This window comes from Parafrankia irregularis (assembly GCF_001536285.1).
Classification (GTDB): domain Bacteria; phylum Actinomycetota; class Actinomycetes; order Frankiales; family Frankiaceae; genus Parafrankia; species Parafrankia irregularis.
The window spans coordinates 79,020-95,066 of sequence record NZ_FAOZ01000017.1 but is presented as its reverse complement, the minus strand read 5'-3'; the positions used below and the strand labels follow the sequence as shown (position 1 = coordinate 95,066).

Genomic DNA, 16,047 nt, shown 5'->3' with positions numbered 1-16,047 from the left:
GGACTTTGGTTGCGGCAGAGCAAGAGTGGAGGATTTTGGTCGTTCCGACAGCCGAAATCCTCCACTCTTGCGGGTCGTCAAATGACTCGGCGCCCCGTTTGTCCCTCTTGAGCTGTATTGCCGGTGCGGCGCGACGGTGCCGGACCGTCAGCGGCGGCGGGTGGCGAAGTGGTGGGCCATGGCCTCGAGCAGGCGGGTGTCGAACCGCAGGTCGGCGCAGGCCCCGACGGCCTCGGTGAGGTGGTGGTGCATGAGCCGCTCCGCCTCCGCCCGGCCGAAGGCGCGTACGGCGTTGACCTTGTCGGTGTCGTGGCCGGTGTCCTTGCCGAGCAGGGCGTCGGTGGCGGTGAGGTCGAGCAGGTCGTCGCGGATCTGGAAGACGATGCCGGCGTGGCGGGCGTACCGCTCGACCAGGCCGATCTCCCGATCCGACCGGCCCAGCAGCATCATCAGCGGGACCAGCGCCGCCTCGATCGACGTCGAGCTCTTCAGCCGGTACATCTCCAGGATGTCCGTGCCGGTGATCGGGCGGTCGTCGGCACGGCGGGCGAGATGCAGATCCAGGTTCTGGCCGCGGCACAGGCGCTCGGGGCCGAGGGTGGAGCCGGCGTAGGCGACGACCTCGACGACCCGCACCGGCGGGAAGTGCTCGTGAAGGCGGGCGAGCTGACCGAACCCCGAGGAGATCATCGACACGGCGGCGAGCTGCACGCTGCCCTCGTCGAAGACCCGGTGCGCGGTGGGCCGTCCGCGCCGGGTCGTCGCGTCGTCCTGGGCGGGCAGGTCGTCGAGCAGGAGGCTGGCGGTGTGGAACAGCTCCGACGCCACCAGGAGAGGCTCGATGGCGCCGGTCGGCACCCGCAGCCCCTCGGCCAGCATGAGGGTGAGCACGGGGCGTAGCCGCTTGGCATGCCCGCCGAGCGCGTAGGCCCGGATGGCGTCCAGGTCGTGGGGTGGCGCCTCGGCGGGCTGGCCGGTGTCGGTGGGCTCGCGTGTGTCGGTGGGCTCGCGTGTGTCGGAGGGTTGGCTGGTATCGCCTGGCTGACTGGTACCGCTCGGCTGGCTGGTAACGCTCGGCTGGCTGGTAACGCTCGGCTGGCTGGTACCGCCTGGCTGACCTGGGCCGCCGGGCTGACCGGTGCTCGCGGGCTGGTTGGCTCGGCGCACGATGCGGTTGATGTGGCCGAGCCGGTCGGCGGTGAAGGTACGGACGTCGACAGCCGAAGGATCCCGCCGGCTCAGGATCTGCTCGCTGCGTAGCCGCAGCCGGGTGTCGCTCGTCTCCAGCGCACGCACAGCGGAGGCCCGCAGGCCGGTCGCGGTGCGCAGGAACCGGGCGATCTCGGCGGTGACGTCGTAGCGGCGCAGGAGCCGGGCGGCACGAGCCGGATCGGCGGCGAAGTACTCGGCGAACTTGCCGGCGCCGAAATGCTCGAGCGCGTCGCAAACCCCCGGATCGGCCTGGAACACCTCGGCGGCGACATAGGCCCGGTAGGCGAAAAGGTCGTACAACGGATCGCTGTCGGTCACCTCCGGCGGCGCGGTGAACGGGGTCAGCCGGCCGGCCGCCGTGTCCTGTTCGACGTCCCGCAGGTCGTCGCTGAACTGGCTGAGGAACTTCAGGAGCAGGGCCCGCGTGTAGAAACCGTCCGGCAGCTCGCGGCGGCCCAGAATGTTCGCCACGATCCGGCTCATGCCAGCCTTGATGAAGATGTCCGGATACAGGACGCGTATCCCCTGGGCGCGGACGTCGTCCGCGGTGCGGGCGGCGTCGCGGTCCTGGGCCAGATACATGGCCTGGGCGGCGCGGTAGAGATTCCGGTGTCGGTCGAAGGGATAGTGCGTACGCATCAGGTCGTAGAGGCCGCACAGTTCCTCAGCGAGCGGATGGTCGGGCAGGGTGGCGCTGTCGACGTCCTCCCCGGTGGCCAGGGCGTGGGTCAGCAGCCGGTGGTAGCGCTCGCGGTCGGACGAGGGGAGCCGGTCGTGTGGCACGTCGTGGAACGAGTCGTCGACGATCGCGTACGCCGCACCGTAGGCGTAGCCGGCGGCCAGCAGCCGGGTCAGGTGGGCGACGCGGACAGGCTGGTCCGCGTCCAGGGTGTCGTAGGCGCCGATGGCCAGCACCCCTGCGAGCGTCCGCACCACCTTGCCCATCGCCCCGGCCGCGACGACATCCTCGGGCAGCGCGTGCTGAAGCCGGTTCAGCCGTTCGGTGAGCCAGTCGACCTCCGGGACCCGGTCGAGCTCGGGCAGGTGGCGTACGAGTGACCGGGCCACGCCGTGAACTCCATGCCGCTCGTCGATGTCCGCGACGATGCGGCGCGCACTGGGCAGGCGGACGTGCGTCCCGTTGACGATGCATGCCATGACCTCGGCGGAGGGCACCTCGGCGAGGTTGTAGACGGCGAAGTAGTTCACCTCGTGGGTCAGCCGCTCCCGTTCGTCGGCGCGCCGGCGCGCGGACGGCCGCGTCGACCACCGCTCCGGCACCAGGGCCTGCGGTGCGCGGACGAGGTGGTGGCGGCGGTGGCGGTCGGCGACGCGTTCCAGCTCACGGGTGCAGGCGTTCACATGTTCGGCGACCCGGTCCGGGTTGCGGTCACGCCAGCGGTAGTAGTCGTCCAGAGTCCGGCGGACCCCGGTGTCCAGCCGCGGCGCCGCCAGGTCGTCCGGGCCGAACAGGTACGGCGCGACGATCCCCGGCGACGCCCCGCCCGACCGGGCCGCCGCCGGTTCCGGCTTCGGTTGCGGTGCCGGTGCCGGTGCCGGTGCCGGTGCCGGTTCCGGTTCCGGTTCCGCCTGTTTGTCCACACAGCCCATGCTGGGGACCTCGCGGCCTCCGGTCCCCGGTTTACCGAACCTGGCGGCCGTCACCCGCGGCGACCGTCGCGAAGCCCGGGTTCATGCCGGGCCGGGTCAGCCGGTGAGGACGTAGCCCTGCGCGCCCTCGACGGTCTGGCCTTCGCAGGCGGCGTCCGGGGAGACGAAGTGCTCTCCGGCGGACGTCCTGCAGCGGATGATCGCCCTCGTGGCCGGTGCCGGCGGCTGGGAACCGAGGACCCAGCCGAGGACGCCCACGACCTGCTGTCCCTCGCAGTTCGCGCTGCCCGAGGTGAACGAGTCGCTGCCGATCAGGCAGGCGTACAGCGGGGAGGTGCCAGGAACGTCACCCGACTGGTAGATGGATCCGAGGGTGCTCTCAGCCCAGTAGCCGGCTGGCGCGGGCCCGGTCAGCACGGTGTGATCCGCGCCGTTGTAGTAGCGGACGAGGGCGACCGTCGCAGGGGCGGGAGCGGCGGTGGGAGCGGGGTCGGGCGACGGCGCCGTGGTGGCGGCCGGTGACCCGCCGGCCTGGTTCGTCGCGGTGGCCGATCCGGGGGGCTCCGACGGAGTGGCCGCGCTCTCGGTGCCTGTCGGCGACGCGGCCGCGTCGGACGTCGTCGCTGTCGGTGGGGTGGCCGTCCCGGGCTGTGGCGAGCTGAGGGCGGCACTCTCCGCCTGCTGGTCCGCGCCGTCGCGGTTCGCGGCGACCGTGCCGGCGGCGATCGCGCCGGCGAGGAGTACCGCGGCCAGGGCGGCCCCGGCGGTGATGGCGGGCCGGCGGGCTCGGCGCCGGCCGGCCGGCTGACCGGGATCGACCTGGGTCGGGTCCAGCGGTCCGGCGGCTGGGTCAGCGGCCTCCACACCGGTGCGCGCCATCGCCGGGACGCCATCGGCGGACCAGCGCGGAGGCATGGGCGAGGACGTCCGTACGGGCGCGGGCGGCTGCGGCGGTGCGGGCGGCTGCTGTGGTGGGCCGGGCAGCGGCGATGTGCGGAGCAGCGCGGATGTGGCCGGCGACCAGAGCCGGTCCACGGTGTGCTGGGTGAGGTCCTCGGCCGCCGCGAGGCTGGTGATCTCGGCGCCGAGGATCGCGGTGAGTGCCTCGTCCGCGCTGGGCCGGCGGGACGGATCCTTGTCGAGCGCGCGGGTGAGCAGCCCGAGGAGACGAGTCGGCACACCCGTCAGGTCGGGGGAGTCCCGCAGCATCCTGATGGCCGTCGCGGCGGGTGCCTCGGCGGGGAACGGATGCCGGCCGCGTGCCGCGTAGACCAGGCACATGGCCCAGGCGAAGATGTCCGCCGCGGGCCCGGCCCGCTCGCCCAGCAGCTGCTCGGGAGCCATCCAGGCGACGGTGCCGAGTACCGCGCCGGTGCCGGTGTGGGCGGTGCCGTCGAGCGCCCGCGCGATGCCGAAATCGATGATCTTGGGTCCGGTCGGGCCGAGCAGGATGTTCGACGGTTTGAGGTCACGGTGCACCAGGCCGGCGGAATGGGCTGAGAGCAGGGCGGCCGCCAGGCCGCTGCCGATGGCGACGAGCCGGGCCTCCGCCAGGCTGCCATGGGCGCCGATCTCGGCGGCGAGGCTCACCCCCGGGACGTACTCCATCGCCAGCCACGGGGATGCGGCATCGACGTCGGCGTCCAGGAACTCGGCGACGAACGGGCCGCGCAGCCGGCGGGCGGCGGTGACCTCGCGCCGGAACCGCTCGCGGAGCTCGGCGTCGCTGACCAGGTCGGGCCGGATCACCTTGACCGCGGCCGGCCGCCCGCCCGCGTCGCGCCCCAGGTAGACGGTTCCCATGCCGCCGGAGCCGAGCCGTGCCTCGAGTCGGTACCGCCCGACGACGGCTGGGTCGGAAGCGACGAGCGCCGCCAGCATCCGGGCTCCTCACACGACGGACAATCAGGGCGGTATGCAGCCTAACCGCCCGATCCGCGGTGGACCCTCCGCAGGTAGACGGGGCTCGTGGCGCGGTCGAGTCGCTCCGGATGCTCGCGACATGTAGTGGTCTGACCGGTGGCCGCGTCGCGCGGGACCGCCTGGTCGCGACTGGCGGAATATAGCGTCAACGCTATGATCTGGGGTACCGTCGAGCTGGAACCGGAAGTCCGGGACTGGCTGGGGCGGCTGCCGACCGCGCAGTTCGCGACGGTCGCCTTCTATGTCGATCTGCTCGCGGAGCAGGGTCCGTTGTTGGGCGAGCCCTACACGCGGCAGCTCGATGGCAAGCTGCGGGAGCTGCGCTTTCACCTGGACAGCCAGGCGGTCCGGGTGACTTACTGGATCGCGCCGGGGCGGCGGGTGGTGCTGTTGACGGTGTTCGCCAAGACGCGGATGAGGGAGGTCGCCGAGGTGTCCCGGGCGCGGCGTGCCTTGGCGCGTTGCATGGCCGAGTCGCACACGGTGGCAGGAGGGGAAGGGGGCGGCGATGGATGAGCGGGAGGGCTGGGCGGAGCTGCGGGACCGGCGGATGGGCGAGCCGGGTGCGCGTGAGGCGTATCAGGCGGCAAGGTTGGCGTTCGAGCTGGGCCGGTCGGTGCGGGAGCTACGCCAGCGGCGCGGCTGGAGCCAGGAAGAGCTCGCTCGCGCGGCGGGCATGACACAGTCGGCGGTGGCGCGCTTCGAGGCCGGGGGCACCGTACCGACGCTGCCGGTGCTGGAACGGCTTGCCGAGGCTCTTGACGCCGACCTTGACGTGCGGGTCGTCCCGCGTTCCGCCGCATAGGAGACGGGCGGGTACCGACCTCGTCCGCCTGGGCGGTGGGCGCGAGATCGGTAGGCCAGCGGTCGGGTGCGCTCAGACGAGGGCGGCAGGCCTGAGCACACCCGCGTTGGCGGGACCAGGTAGGTCTACCGACCCGTGGTGGCTCCGGCGACGGCGGCCCGGGCGCGCTGGCGGAACTGCTCGAGCTTGTCCTGCGGCTGGACGATCTGATGGCTGCGCGGCTGGACGCTGATGTCGTGCCCCTCGGCCGCCCGGCGCAGCGCGCCGACGGTCGCGTCCTCCTTCCTGATATGCGCGAAGGGATCGAACGAGTACCAGCGCATGGCGTTCTCGTACGTGATCTTGTTGATCTCGTCGGCCGGGACGTTCCACTTCTGGAAATCGGCCCACAGCCCCTCGGGAGCGGTCGGCCAGGCCGAGTCGCTGTGCGGGTAGTCGCACTCCCAGGTGATGTTGTCGATGCCGATCTCGTGCCGCAGCCCGACCCCCAGCGAGTCGGTGATGAAGCAGGTCAGGAAATGCTCACGGAAGACCTCCGACGGTTTCCTGCCGCCGAAGTCCTGCATGGTCCAGGTGGCGTGCGTCTCGAACGTCCTGTCGGCCCGCTCCAGGAAGTACGGGATCCAGCCCGTGCCGCCCTCGGACAGCGCGATCCGCAGCCCCGGAAAGTCCTTGAGGACCCGGGACCACAGAAGGTCCGCCGCGGCCGAGACGATGTTCATCGGCTGCAGCGTGATCATGACGTCGGGCGGTGAGTCGACCGCTGGCACGGCGATCCGCCCGGACGAGCCGATGTGGATCGACAGCACTGTGTTCGTGTCGCACAGTGCCTCCCACAGCGGGTTCCAGAACTCGTCGTGAAAGCTCGGCATGCCCATGACGGCGGGGTTCTCGCTGAACGTCAGCGAGTGGACGCCGCGCGCGGCGTTGCGGCGGACCTCGGCCGCGCACAGCTGGGCGTCCCAGATCACCGGGATCGTCATCGGGATGAACCGGCCCGGATAGGCGGCGCACCAGCCTTCGACGTGCCAGTCGTTGTACGCCCGCACCAGCGCCAGCGAGAAGTCGACGTCCTCGGTGACGAACAGTCGGCCGGCGAAGCCCGGGAATGACGGGAAGTTCATCTGGGCCAGCAGGCCGCCAGCGTTCATGTCCTTCACTCGTTCGTGCACGTCGTAGCAGCCGGGGCGGATTTCGTCGAGGCCCTGCGGCTCGAGGCCGTACTCCTCCTTGGGTCGACCGGCGATCGCATTGAGCGCGGCGTTCGGGATCACCGTGTCACGGAACTTCCAGACATCGGTCCCGTCGTCACGGTGCACCAGCTGGGGTGCGTCTTCCTCATACTTCTTCGGGAGCCGGCCGACGAACATGTCCGGCGGCTCTATGACGTGGTCGTCGACACTGACCAGAATCATGTCGTCGAGATTCATGGCACTATCTCCTCGGCTTCTCGTATTCGAACGAGACCCGCATGAGGCGCATCTTCGGGGTCGGGTTCATCTGCAGGGTCTCGGACATCTTCAGCTCACCGGCGGCCGAGGCGGCCTTCACCCGATCGAGGATCACCTCCGGATCTCCCTCGATCACGTACTGCGCGATGTACGGGCCGTCGTCGCCGACCGGCTCAAGCCGTCGACCCGAGAGATAGCCCTCGAACGCGACCATCTCCGGAACGTGCTCCTCGTCGTACCAGCGGTTGAACTCGGCCAATGTCTCCGGATCCCGGTTCACCGGACTCGACTCGATGTGCAGGATCCAGCGGGGGAGCTGCTCGGTCGCCACGATCTCCTCGTTTCTCGGCTCGGCTGCGGACACGGGTGCGGGTGTGGGTGTGGGTGTGGGTGATGCGTCAGGTGCGGGGGATCCAGCCGCCGTCGATGTTGAGGGTGTGGCCGGTCACCCAGTCGCTGCCGGGACCGACCAGGTAGAGCAGGCCGGGGACCAGCTCCTCGGGGTCGCCGAACGGGAACGGGATCGACTTCTCGATCACCGCCCGCACGGCCGGCGGTGCGACGATCGCGCCGGCCTCGGTGTTGACATAGCCCGGCGCGATGGCGTTCACCCGGATGCCGAACGGCGCGAGCTCACGGGCCAACGACAGGGTCATACTGACCACGCCCAGCTTGGAGATGCCGTAGGCGTTCGCACCCATGAACGCACCGCCCGACGACTGGTTCACGATCTTCCCGTAGCCCCGTTCCTTCATGTGGGGCAGCACCGCGCGGACGCACAGCAGCGGGCCGGTGAGGTTCACCGCCATCGTGCGCTCCCACAGGTCCAGCGGCATCGTGGTGAGCGTTCCCCGTCCGACGACCTCGGCCATCAGCGCCGCGTTGTTCACCAGGATGTCCACGGACCCGAAGCGTTCCGCCGCCGCGGACGCCATGGCGTTCACGCTCGCCTCGTCGGCGACGTCGGCCCGCACCGCGAACGCCTGGTGCCCGGCCGCGGTCAGTTCCTTCGCGGCGGTATCGGCGTTGTCGAGGTTGATGTCGGCCAGGACCACCGCGGCACCGGCCTCGGCCAGTCCCTTCGCGTAGGCCTTGCCGATACCACCGCCCGCGCCGGTGACGATCGCGACCTTTCCCTGCAATGCGGCGCCCTCGGAAATGGTGAATCCTCCTCACAGCCAGTACCGGGAGAGTTTCGGACGGCGGCGCCGTCCTCGGCGAGCCTTTTCCGTCGCACGTCTGTCGAGCGCTGTGGCCACGGGCCGGGGTCGACGGCGGAAAGGGCTCAGTCGTCGCCCTTTCCCAGCAGCATGGGGAAGGAGCCGATGGACCGGACACCCGGCGTGAAATCGAGCCGGGTTCCCGGCCTGATCCGGTAGTGCGGGATACGTGCATGCCATTCACGGAGCGCGACGCGCAGCTCCATGCGGGCCAGATGGGAGCCGAGGCAGCGGTGTACCCCGCCACCGAAGGCGATGTGGCGGTTGGCCGTGCGGTCGAAACGGACCTCGCCGGCGTCGGCGAGCTCCTCCTCGTCGAGGTTCGCCGAGCCGATGTACACGTAGATCTCGTCGCCCCGGTGCACCGGGCAGCCGACGAGATCGGTGTCAGCCATGGCGACCCGGGAGACGAGCATGACCGGCGACTCCCACCGGAGCAGCTCCTCGACGACGTTGTCGATGTTGCCGGGGTCTGCGACGACCTCGGCGCGGCGCTCGGGGTTCTCCGCGAGGTAGGCCATGAACGTGTCGAGGGACGCGGAGACGGTGTCGAGGCCGGCGGTCAGGAACAGGAAGCAGATGTCGAGGAGCTCCTCGCGGGTCAGCGTCTCCCCGTCGACCTCGGTCGAGAGCAGATGGCTCAGGAGGTCGTCCCGAGGTTCCCGCTCCCGCTCGTCGAGCACCTTGTCGTAGTAGGCGTAGATCTCCTGCGCGGTCCTCGTCTTGAGCGCGGCGACGTCCGGATGGTTCACCGGCAGGTCGAGCAGCACGGACGGGCGGACGATGCCGTCCTTGAGCCGGAGGAACGTGGGGAGGTCGTCGAGCGGCAGCCCCAGCAGGGTGAGGAAGATCTGGGACGGCAGCGGAATCGAGAACTGCCGGGAGAAGTCGATCTCCTCGGCGCCGGCGAAACCGTCGATGAGGTCGTGGACGAGTTTCCGGACCGGCTCCTCCCACCGTTCGATCGCCTGCGGGGTGAAGATCGGATTGATGAGCTTGCGGTACTTGCGCTGCTCCGGCGGGTCGTACTCGATCGGGATGAGGGGCCGCACATTGCCGAGGCGGCCGGCATGCGCCGCGGAGGAGTAGACCTCCGGATACCTGAAGATCTCGTCGACCGCCTGCCGCCCGGAGGCGATGACCGCCGAGCCGAACATGCCGACCGTCCGTCGGGCCCGACCGGCGTCCCGCAGAGCCTGGTAGGTCGGCTTCGGATCCCTCGCGACGTCGATGGTCATCAGTTCGACGATGCTTCCGCCATAGGCGCCACCCGAGGCCGCGGTGCCGCCGACGGTGCCGCCTTCGACGGACCCACCGTCGCGGGCTAAGTCGTCAACCATTCTCCGCTCCTTGTCCGTCAGACCGATCGGCCCGGCGGCCTGTGGCCCGGTGGGGCCGAAGAATCCCGGCGGCGTGATGCCGGCCGCCGTCGGACGGAACAATATAGTTGACCCAGTCGTCTGTCTACGCGAGCGGTCGCGGGAGCACGCGGAAGCGCCCCGGCTGCCGACAGCCGGGGCGCAGGGTGCGCAGGGCGCAGGGGTGAGTCGAGGCGGAGCAGGCTCAGGCGGAACGCGGGACCGGTACCGGCTTCGCCCGAGCGACGGTCGCGGCGTACAGGAACAGCCCGGCCGTGGTGAGCGCGAAACCGGCCCAGACCGTGGAGAGGGTTCCCCAGCCGGCGTCGAGGGCTACCGCGCCGCCGATCGCGCCGAGCGAGTTGGCCAGGTTGAGGGCGGCCAGGTTGAGCGCGCCCATCAGCGTCGGCGCGTCCGGCGCGAAGCTGGTCAGCCGGACCTGGATGGTGGGGATCGCGGCCATCATGGTGGCACCGACGCCGAACAGGCACGGCAGCAGGACCACCAGGTCGTCGCCGGCCACGCCGATCAGGGTCAGGAAGACCAGAACGCCGCCGTAGCCCCAGAGCAGGCCGCGGTTCTCATAACGGTCCGCGATGCGTCCGCCGAGGTGGTTGCCGACGGCCATGCCGAGACCGAAGATCGCCAGTGCGACCGGGATGAGGGACTCGTCGCGTCGCGCCGCGTCGGTGATGAACGGGCCGATGAACGTGTAGACCGCGAAGATGCTGGAGATACCCAGCGCCGCGACGGTGACCATCACCCAGACGCCCCGTCGGCGCAGGCCGGCCAGCTCGTCCGCGACGGAACCGCCGCGCAGGTCGTCCGTGCGGGGCAGCCAGGCGACCAGGGCGGTGCCGGCGAGCAGGCCGACGGCAACCACCGTCCAGTACAGGGCCCGCCAGCCGGCGTGCTGGCCGATGAGGGTGCCCAGCGGCGACCCGGCGATGGTCGCGACGGTGAGCCCACCCATCACGGTCGCGAACGCCAAGCCGGCGCGCCCCGGGCCGTACACGTAGGCGGCGACGACCGCCCCGGCACCGAAGAACGCACCCTGCACGCTGCCGGCGACGAACCGGAAGAGGACGAGCAGCGCGATGTTCGGTGCGACCGCGGAAAGCCCGTTACCGATCAGGAAAAGCCCGATCAGGCCGAGCAGGAGAGTGCGCCGGTTGGCCCGGGCGGCGAACAGGGTGATCATCGGCGAACCGATGATCACCCCGACGGCGTAGGCGGTGATCGCATAGGTCGCGACCGGAATCGACACGTTCAGGTCGGCGGCGAACAACTGGATGACGCCATTGCTGCCGAACTCGCCGGTGCCGATCGCGAAGGTGCCCAGCGCCAGCGCGAACAATGCCAGCCTCGGATTGCCGACAGATGGGCTCTCGGGGGTGCGCCGATTCTCCTCGGCAGTGCACTGAGCTTTGTAGGCGCGTCTATGCATGGGATCGGGCTCGGCGGGCGCGTCAGCGCGCGGCGGCGCGTCTGATGAGGTCGGCCGTCGCGGCGGGCTGCGCGATCATCGCAACGTGCGAGGCACCGACCTCGACGGTGCGCGCACCGGCCCGCTGGGCCATGAACCGCTGCGCCGCGGCGGGCAGCACCCTGTCGTCGCGGGCGACGAGGTACCAGGAGGGAATGCTCCGCCAGGCCGGGGCGCCGGACGGCTCCTGCAGCGTGCGCACGTCACCGGGCCGCTGGCCGGCCCACATCAGATCGGTGGTCGCCTTCGGCACGTCGCCGGCGAACACGTCCCGGAAGACCTCCTTCCTGATGTACCCGTCGACGCCGTCACCGTGGGGACGGAAGTCCAGGGCGGACTCGTCGAGCCGGCTTCCGGGGTACTTCGTCTGCAGGCCCAGCAGCGTCTCGCCCTGGTCGGGGGCGAACGCGGCTACGTAGACCAGTGCTTTCACGTTCGCGTTGCCGGTCGCGGCGTTCGTGGCGAGGATCCCGCCGTAGGAGTGCGCGGCGACGACGAGCGGACCCTCGAGGGTGGCCAGGATGCTGGCCAGGTAGGCGGAGTCGGCGGCCACGCCGCGCAGCGGGTTCGGCGGGGCGATGACCGGGTAGCCGTCGCGAATCAGCCGGGTGGCGACGTCGTTCCAGCCGGAGGCGTCGGCGAACGCGCCGTGCACGAGGACCACGGTGGGCTTCTGCCCGCCGTCGCCGCGGGTGTGTGCCTGCGCGGCGGACGCTGCGAGCGCCGCGCTGGCAGTGAGGACCGAGCCGGCCGCGAATGCGGAGCCGGTCGCGACAGCGGCCGATCCGGCCAGCAGCGTCCGGCGAGTTGCCGTCGTCAATGAAGATCCTTCGATCTGGAACCGTCGATGTATGTCAATCTCGACCGCGTCCTCTTTGCCTGGTCGCGACCGACGGCCAGCCTAGGGTGGGATACTTGACGGGCACTGAACAGGATCGGGTGTTTTTGGCGCGGGTATGAGCGACTGTCAACTTCTCATCAAGTACATTGACCTAGTCTGCTTCAATGAAGGCGAACAAGAGCGCGGCGGCCGTTAAGTGGGGCCTTTGGAGCCATGTCATCTCCTATGTCGTGATTGTTCTGGTGCAGATTGTGCTGTGGGCGCTGCTGACTCCCGACATCTTTTTCTGGCCGCTGTGGTCGATAGTGGCCTGGGGAATCGGGCTGGGATTTCACGTCTGGGCCGTGCGCTCTCGGTTGCTGCCTGGCAGGACCTGAGGTCCGTGGTCGCCGGAACGACCGAAATCCTCGGATCCTCGGATCCTCGGATCTTCAGGCCGCCGCCGCTGCCGCCGCTGCCGAGTAGGACCTGGGGTCCGCGGTGTCGATCAGGTTCCGGCTGGCGTCCGCGGCAGGTCGGCGAGCAGTTCGTCGGCGCGGCGGGCGAACAGATGGGCCTCGCGTTCGATGGCCAGCGCGCGAGCACGCTCGGCGATGGCCCGGACGTCGGCCGCGGGCTCGTCGCATGCCTGCATCAGCTGTGCTCGCACCAGCAGGATCAGGCTCTCGGGGTAGCGCTGGCCGTAGGCGTCGAGAACCTGCTCGGCCCGGTCGAGGGCGGTGGTGGTCTCGGCCAGCAGCCCGGCCGCCAGCCACATCTCGGCGAGCAGCCCGTACCAGGTGGCCAGGCCCGAGCGCGGGGGGTCGAGCAGCGCCGCGTCGATGATCCGCTGAGCCTCGCGTGCCTCGCTCGCCGCGCCGACCGGGTCATGGCCGGTCACGGCCCGTGCCCAGCAGCGAGCCAGCCGCTGGTAGCTGCCGAGGAAGAGGTAGGAGAACTCCGGGTCCACCGCGATTCCCCGCTCTGCCGCGCGCAGTGCCCAGGGCGGGTCGCCGGCAAGTGCCGCCGCGGTGACGGCGAAGGCGGCCCAGACCGTGATCGCGTAGGGGTCGTCGCCCGCGGCTGCCTCCAGCTTGTCGAACAGGTGCCGTGCCTGCTCGATGTCCCCGTGCAGCGCGGTGTTCAGCGCGAACATCACCGGCGAGAGCAGCTGCAGGTCGTGCCGGAGCGGATCCTCCTCGCGCACGGGCGAAGCGGCGCCATCGGCGGCGGCGCAACCGGCGGCCGCGCCATCGGCGGCGGCGCCGTCGGAGCTGGTCGAGCTGGACTGGCCCAGGTACCGCACCGCCTCGCCGATGTTGCCCACGTCCCACTGGTGGATGCCCCACGCGTGCCGACCGTAGGCGCGGATGACGGGGTCGGTGGACATCTCGCCCTCCTCGAGCAGCTGGCGGGCCAGCCGGCCGCCGCGGTCGAGCTGAATGCCCTGCGAGTTCGCGGCCCATCGGGAGAAGAGGAAGTCGGCCGCCTCCCGCTCCCGGCCGAGCAGGCGCGCCAGGTACTCGGCGCGCTCCAGCAGGTCCGCCGCGGAGCCGACGTACCCGGACTGCATCCCCACCGCCGCGGTGAGCTGCGACAACGCGGACAGTTCCAGCTCCGCCAGACTCGCCGTCCGCGCCACCCGGGCGGCTGACACCAGCTGTCGCGCGGCGGCGTCGAACGCGGACTTGGCCGCGGCGCGTCGACCGGCGCGTTCCAGCGCGTCGGCGGTACGCGCCGGATCGGCGAGCGGGCCGGCGGCCCACAGGTGATGGGCGAGACGTTCGGCGATGGACTCGCTGTCCGCGCCGGAGCATTCCAGTGCGTCGGCGATGCGCAGGTGCAGCCGGGTGGCCCGTGACGGGGTCGTCGTCCGGACGACCGACTCGCGGACCAGGTCGTGGGCGAAGCGGTACGAGAACGGGTCCGCGGGCTGGTGTTCGAGCAGGCCGAGTGCCTCCAGGGGTTCGAGCCGGTCGATGCAGGTCTGGACGTCGAGGTCGGCCGCGCGGGTGAGCAGGCCGAAGTCGACGTCCCGTCCGATCAGCGCGGCGAGCTGCAGCAGGTCCCGGGTGCCGGTGTCGAGGCCGGCCATCCGGTCCCGGACGATGTCGCGGACGCTGGACGGCACCGCGGCCCGGGCCGCGGCCTCCTCGGTGAGATCCCCGCCGTCGGCGAGCAGCCGGGACAGTTCCCGAACGAAGAACGGGTTGCCCGCGGTACGGGTGTGGATGCTGTGGGTGACATCGGTGCCTGGGGTCTGGCCGGTCTCGATCCGGACGAGCTCGGCGACCTCGGCCGGGTTGAACGGGCCGAGGCGGATGCGGCGGTGCTGGGGGAGTCGGCTGGCCGCGGCCAGCAACCGGGCCAGCTCGGAGCCGGGTACGGGCGCGCGGTCCCGCAGCGCCCCCAGGATCGCGCTGCCGTGCGGCATCCGGGCGGCGAGGTGGCTGAACATCTGCAGCGAGGCGAGGTCGGCCCACTGCAGGTCGTCGACGACGATCACCACCGGCCGCCGCGCCGCGGCCTGGCTGACGAGCGCGACAGCTCGCTCGAACAGCCGGAACTGGGCGCCGCTGTTGGGCAGCACCACGGTGTCCGACATGGCCGGCGCATCAGGTGGGAACGTCGTATCCGGTGCGAACGGTGCATCAGGTGAGTGCGGTGCGTCCGGTGGGAGCGGCACCGCGGGGGTGGCACTGCGGCGTTCCACCAGACGGCCCAGCTCGCTCGCCAGCCATTCGTCCCGGGCCGTGGGCGGCAGCTCGTCGAGCAGTGTGCCGACCGCCTGTACCCACGGCCACATGGAAGGCGTCCCGTCGCCTTCGAGGCAGCGGCCCCAGACGACGAGCGCACCACGCCGACTCGCCTCGGAGCTGCCGTGCTCCAGCAGACAGGTCTTGCCCGCGCCCGGCTCACCTTCGACGAGGACGAGCCCCGCGTCCCCGGTGAACGCCGAGTCGACCGCGTGGCGCAGCACCGTGAGTTCCTCGGCCCGACCGATCAGACCGTCGGAGGACGGCATCCCGAGTGCTCCGACGGCAGGCGGCCGTGGCTGCTCGACGAATGCCGGCACGGTGCGACCGATCAGCGCGGGCGGCTCGGTCGATGCCGGCGCCGCCGAATCCGCCGCCGCCGCTTGCAGTGCCGTAGGTGCCGTCGGTGCCGCATCCGCTGCCGATGGCTGTGCTGCCGCCGCTCGGCCCGCCGCCGGCGCCGCGGGACCGTCGCCGCCCGCGCTGGTGGCGGCGCCTGCGCTGGTGGCGGCGCCTGCGCTGGACGCGGCGGCGACCGGCAGCGGCTGGCCCAGGACCTCCAGCTGCGCGGCCCGCAAGGCCGGTCCCGGATCGATGCCGAGATCCTCGGCGAGCCGGGACCGGACCGTCTCGAACACGGACAGTGCCGCAGCCTGCTGGCCGGCGGCAGCCAGCGCACGGATGAGACTCGCCTGGACGGGTTCGTGCAGTGGCGCCATCCCCGCCGCCAGCCGCAGCGGCGGCAGGACCCGCGCGGGCTGGTCGCGGGCCACCGCGAGCTCGGCCGCCGCCACGCACGCGTCGAAGAACTCGCCGTCCAGCGCCGCGAACACGGGCATGGCGCCCGAACCGTGCGCCAGCCCGCCACCCGCGGGGCCGTGCCAGAGCGCCAGCGCCTCCAGGTAGCGGTCGAGCGCCACGTCGTGGTGCTGCTGGGCGAGGCCTGCCCGCGCCGTCTCGACGAGCTCCCGGAACGCGGCGGCGTCCAGCATGCCGGGGCCGGCCGCGAACAGGTAGCCGCCACCGTGGCGCAGCAGGTACGACCCGGCTCCGCGGGTGGGTAGCGCGGGTTCCAGCAGGCGCCGCAGCGTACCGACGTACTTCTGGAGGATGTTCACGGCCGATGCCGGGATGTCGTCGCCCCAGATCAGGTCGATCAGCTCGCTGGTGCTGATCGGCCGGCCGGCGCGGACGAGGAGCAGCGCGAGCAGGTACGCCTGCTGCCGGGGGCCGGCGTCCAGCTCGACGCCACCGCGCCAGATCCGCAGCGGGCCGAGGATCTGAAGACACAGCTGCCCACCGGAGGACGGCCGTACTGCCACGCCTGTTCCCATTCCCGAAGGGATGAACGCCGCGCCCGGCGTCCTCCGCGAAATCCTAATATTTCGGTCCCCGATGTTCGGGT

At 71.2% G+C, this 16,047-nt stretch carries 12 protein-coding genes; 3 read left to right on the top strand and 9 right to left on the bottom strand.

The genetic code is table 11. The annotated features are described in order from the left end of the window. Positions 1–147: 147 nt before the first annotated feature. Both AWX74_RS23250 and AWX74_RS23245 read right to left on the bottom strand, forming a co-directional pair. Positions 148–2,814, bottom strand: a complete 2,667-nt coding sequence (locus tag AWX74_RS23250; protein WP_131799521.1) for a polyprenyl synthetase family protein — start codon at positions 2,812–2,814, stop codon at positions 148–150. Between the two features lie 105 nt (positions 2,815–2,919). After that, positions 2,920–4,704, bottom strand: coding sequence for a serine/threonine-protein kinase (locus tag AWX74_RS23245; protein ID WP_091280804.1), 1,785 nt, complete (start codon positions 4,702–4,704; stop codon positions 2,920–2,922). Between the two features lie 138 nt (positions 4,705–4,842). On the opposite strand from AWX74_RS23245, the gene AWX74_RS23240 reads away from it, so the two are divergent. Both AWX74_RS23240 and AWX74_RS23235 read left to right on the top strand, forming a co-directional pair. Then, on the top strand, positions 4,843–5,262 hold the full coding sequence (locus AWX74_RS23240) for a type II toxin-antitoxin system RelE/ParE family toxin (protein WP_242666372.1): 420 nt from the start codon (positions 4,843–4,845) through the stop codon (positions 5,260–5,262). Continuing rightward, positions 5,255–5,551, top strand: coding sequence for a helix-turn-helix domain-containing protein (locus tag AWX74_RS23235; RefSeq protein WP_091280797.1), 297 nt, complete (start codon positions 5,255–5,257; stop codon positions 5,549–5,551). The genes AWX74_RS23240 and AWX74_RS23235 overlap by 8 nt, the downstream gene beginning before the upstream one ends. Before the next feature lie 125 nt (positions 5,552–5,676). Here the strand turns inward: AWX74_RS23235 and AWX74_RS23230 are convergent, their stop codons facing one another. The 6 genes from AWX74_RS23230 to AWX74_RS23205 all read right to left on the bottom strand — a co-directional run bounded on the left by AWX74_RS23230 (position 5,677) and on the right by AWX74_RS23205 (position 11,886). Further along, positions 5,677–6,981 (bottom strand): amidohydrolase family protein, encoded by a 1,305-nt coding sequence (locus AWX74_RS23230; protein WP_091280794.1) that lies wholly within the window; start codon positions 6,979–6,981, stop codon positions 5,677–5,679. A gap of 4 nt (positions 6,982–6,985) precedes the next feature. Next, positions 6,986–7,333 carry a DUF4286 family protein gene (locus tag AWX74_RS23225; protein ID WP_091281012.1) on the bottom strand — a complete coding sequence of 116 codons (348 nt, stop codon included), beginning with the start codon at positions 7,331–7,333 and terminating at the stop codon, positions 6,986–6,988. A gap of 67 nt (positions 7,334–7,400) precedes the next feature. Beyond that, on the bottom strand, positions 7,401–8,144 hold the full coding sequence (locus AWX74_RS23220) for an SDR family oxidoreductase (RefSeq protein WP_226931310.1): 744 nt from the start codon (positions 8,142–8,144) through the stop codon (positions 7,401–7,403). 143 nt (positions 8,145–8,287) lie between these two features. After that, positions 8,288–9,562, bottom strand: a complete 1,275-nt coding sequence (locus tag AWX74_RS23215) for a cytochrome P450 (protein WP_091281009.1) — start codon at positions 9,560–9,562, stop codon at positions 8,288–8,290. Positions 9,563–9,785: 223 nt separating this feature from the next. Beyond that, positions 9,786–10,937, bottom strand: a complete 1,152-nt coding sequence (locus AWX74_RS23210; RefSeq protein WP_226931311.1) for an MFS transporter — start codon at positions 10,935–10,937, stop codon at positions 9,786–9,788. A 112-nt stretch (positions 10,938–11,049) separates the two neighbouring features. Next, a complete protein-coding gene (locus AWX74_RS23205) occupies positions 11,050–11,886 on the bottom strand; it encodes an alpha/beta fold hydrolase (RefSeq protein ID WP_091280787.1) in 837 nt (278 codons plus the stop codon). Between the two features lie 185 nt (positions 11,887–12,071). Between AWX74_RS23205 and AWX74_RS23200 the strand changes: the two genes are divergently transcribed. Then, the gene (locus tag AWX74_RS23200; protein ID WP_091280784.1) at positions 12,072–12,284 is read left to right on the top strand and encodes a 2TM domain-containing protein; all 213 of its coding nucleotides are present in this window, start codon (positions 12,072–12,074) and stop codon (positions 12,282–12,284) included. 110 nt (positions 12,285–12,394) lie between these two features. On the opposite strand, the gene AWX74_RS23195 is transcribed toward AWX74_RS23200, so the two are convergent. Then, a complete protein-coding gene (locus AWX74_RS23195; RefSeq protein ID WP_091280781.1) occupies positions 12,395–15,976 on the bottom strand; it encodes an ATP-binding protein in 3,582 nt (1,193 codons plus the stop codon). Positions 15,977–16,047 lie beyond the last annotated feature (71 nt).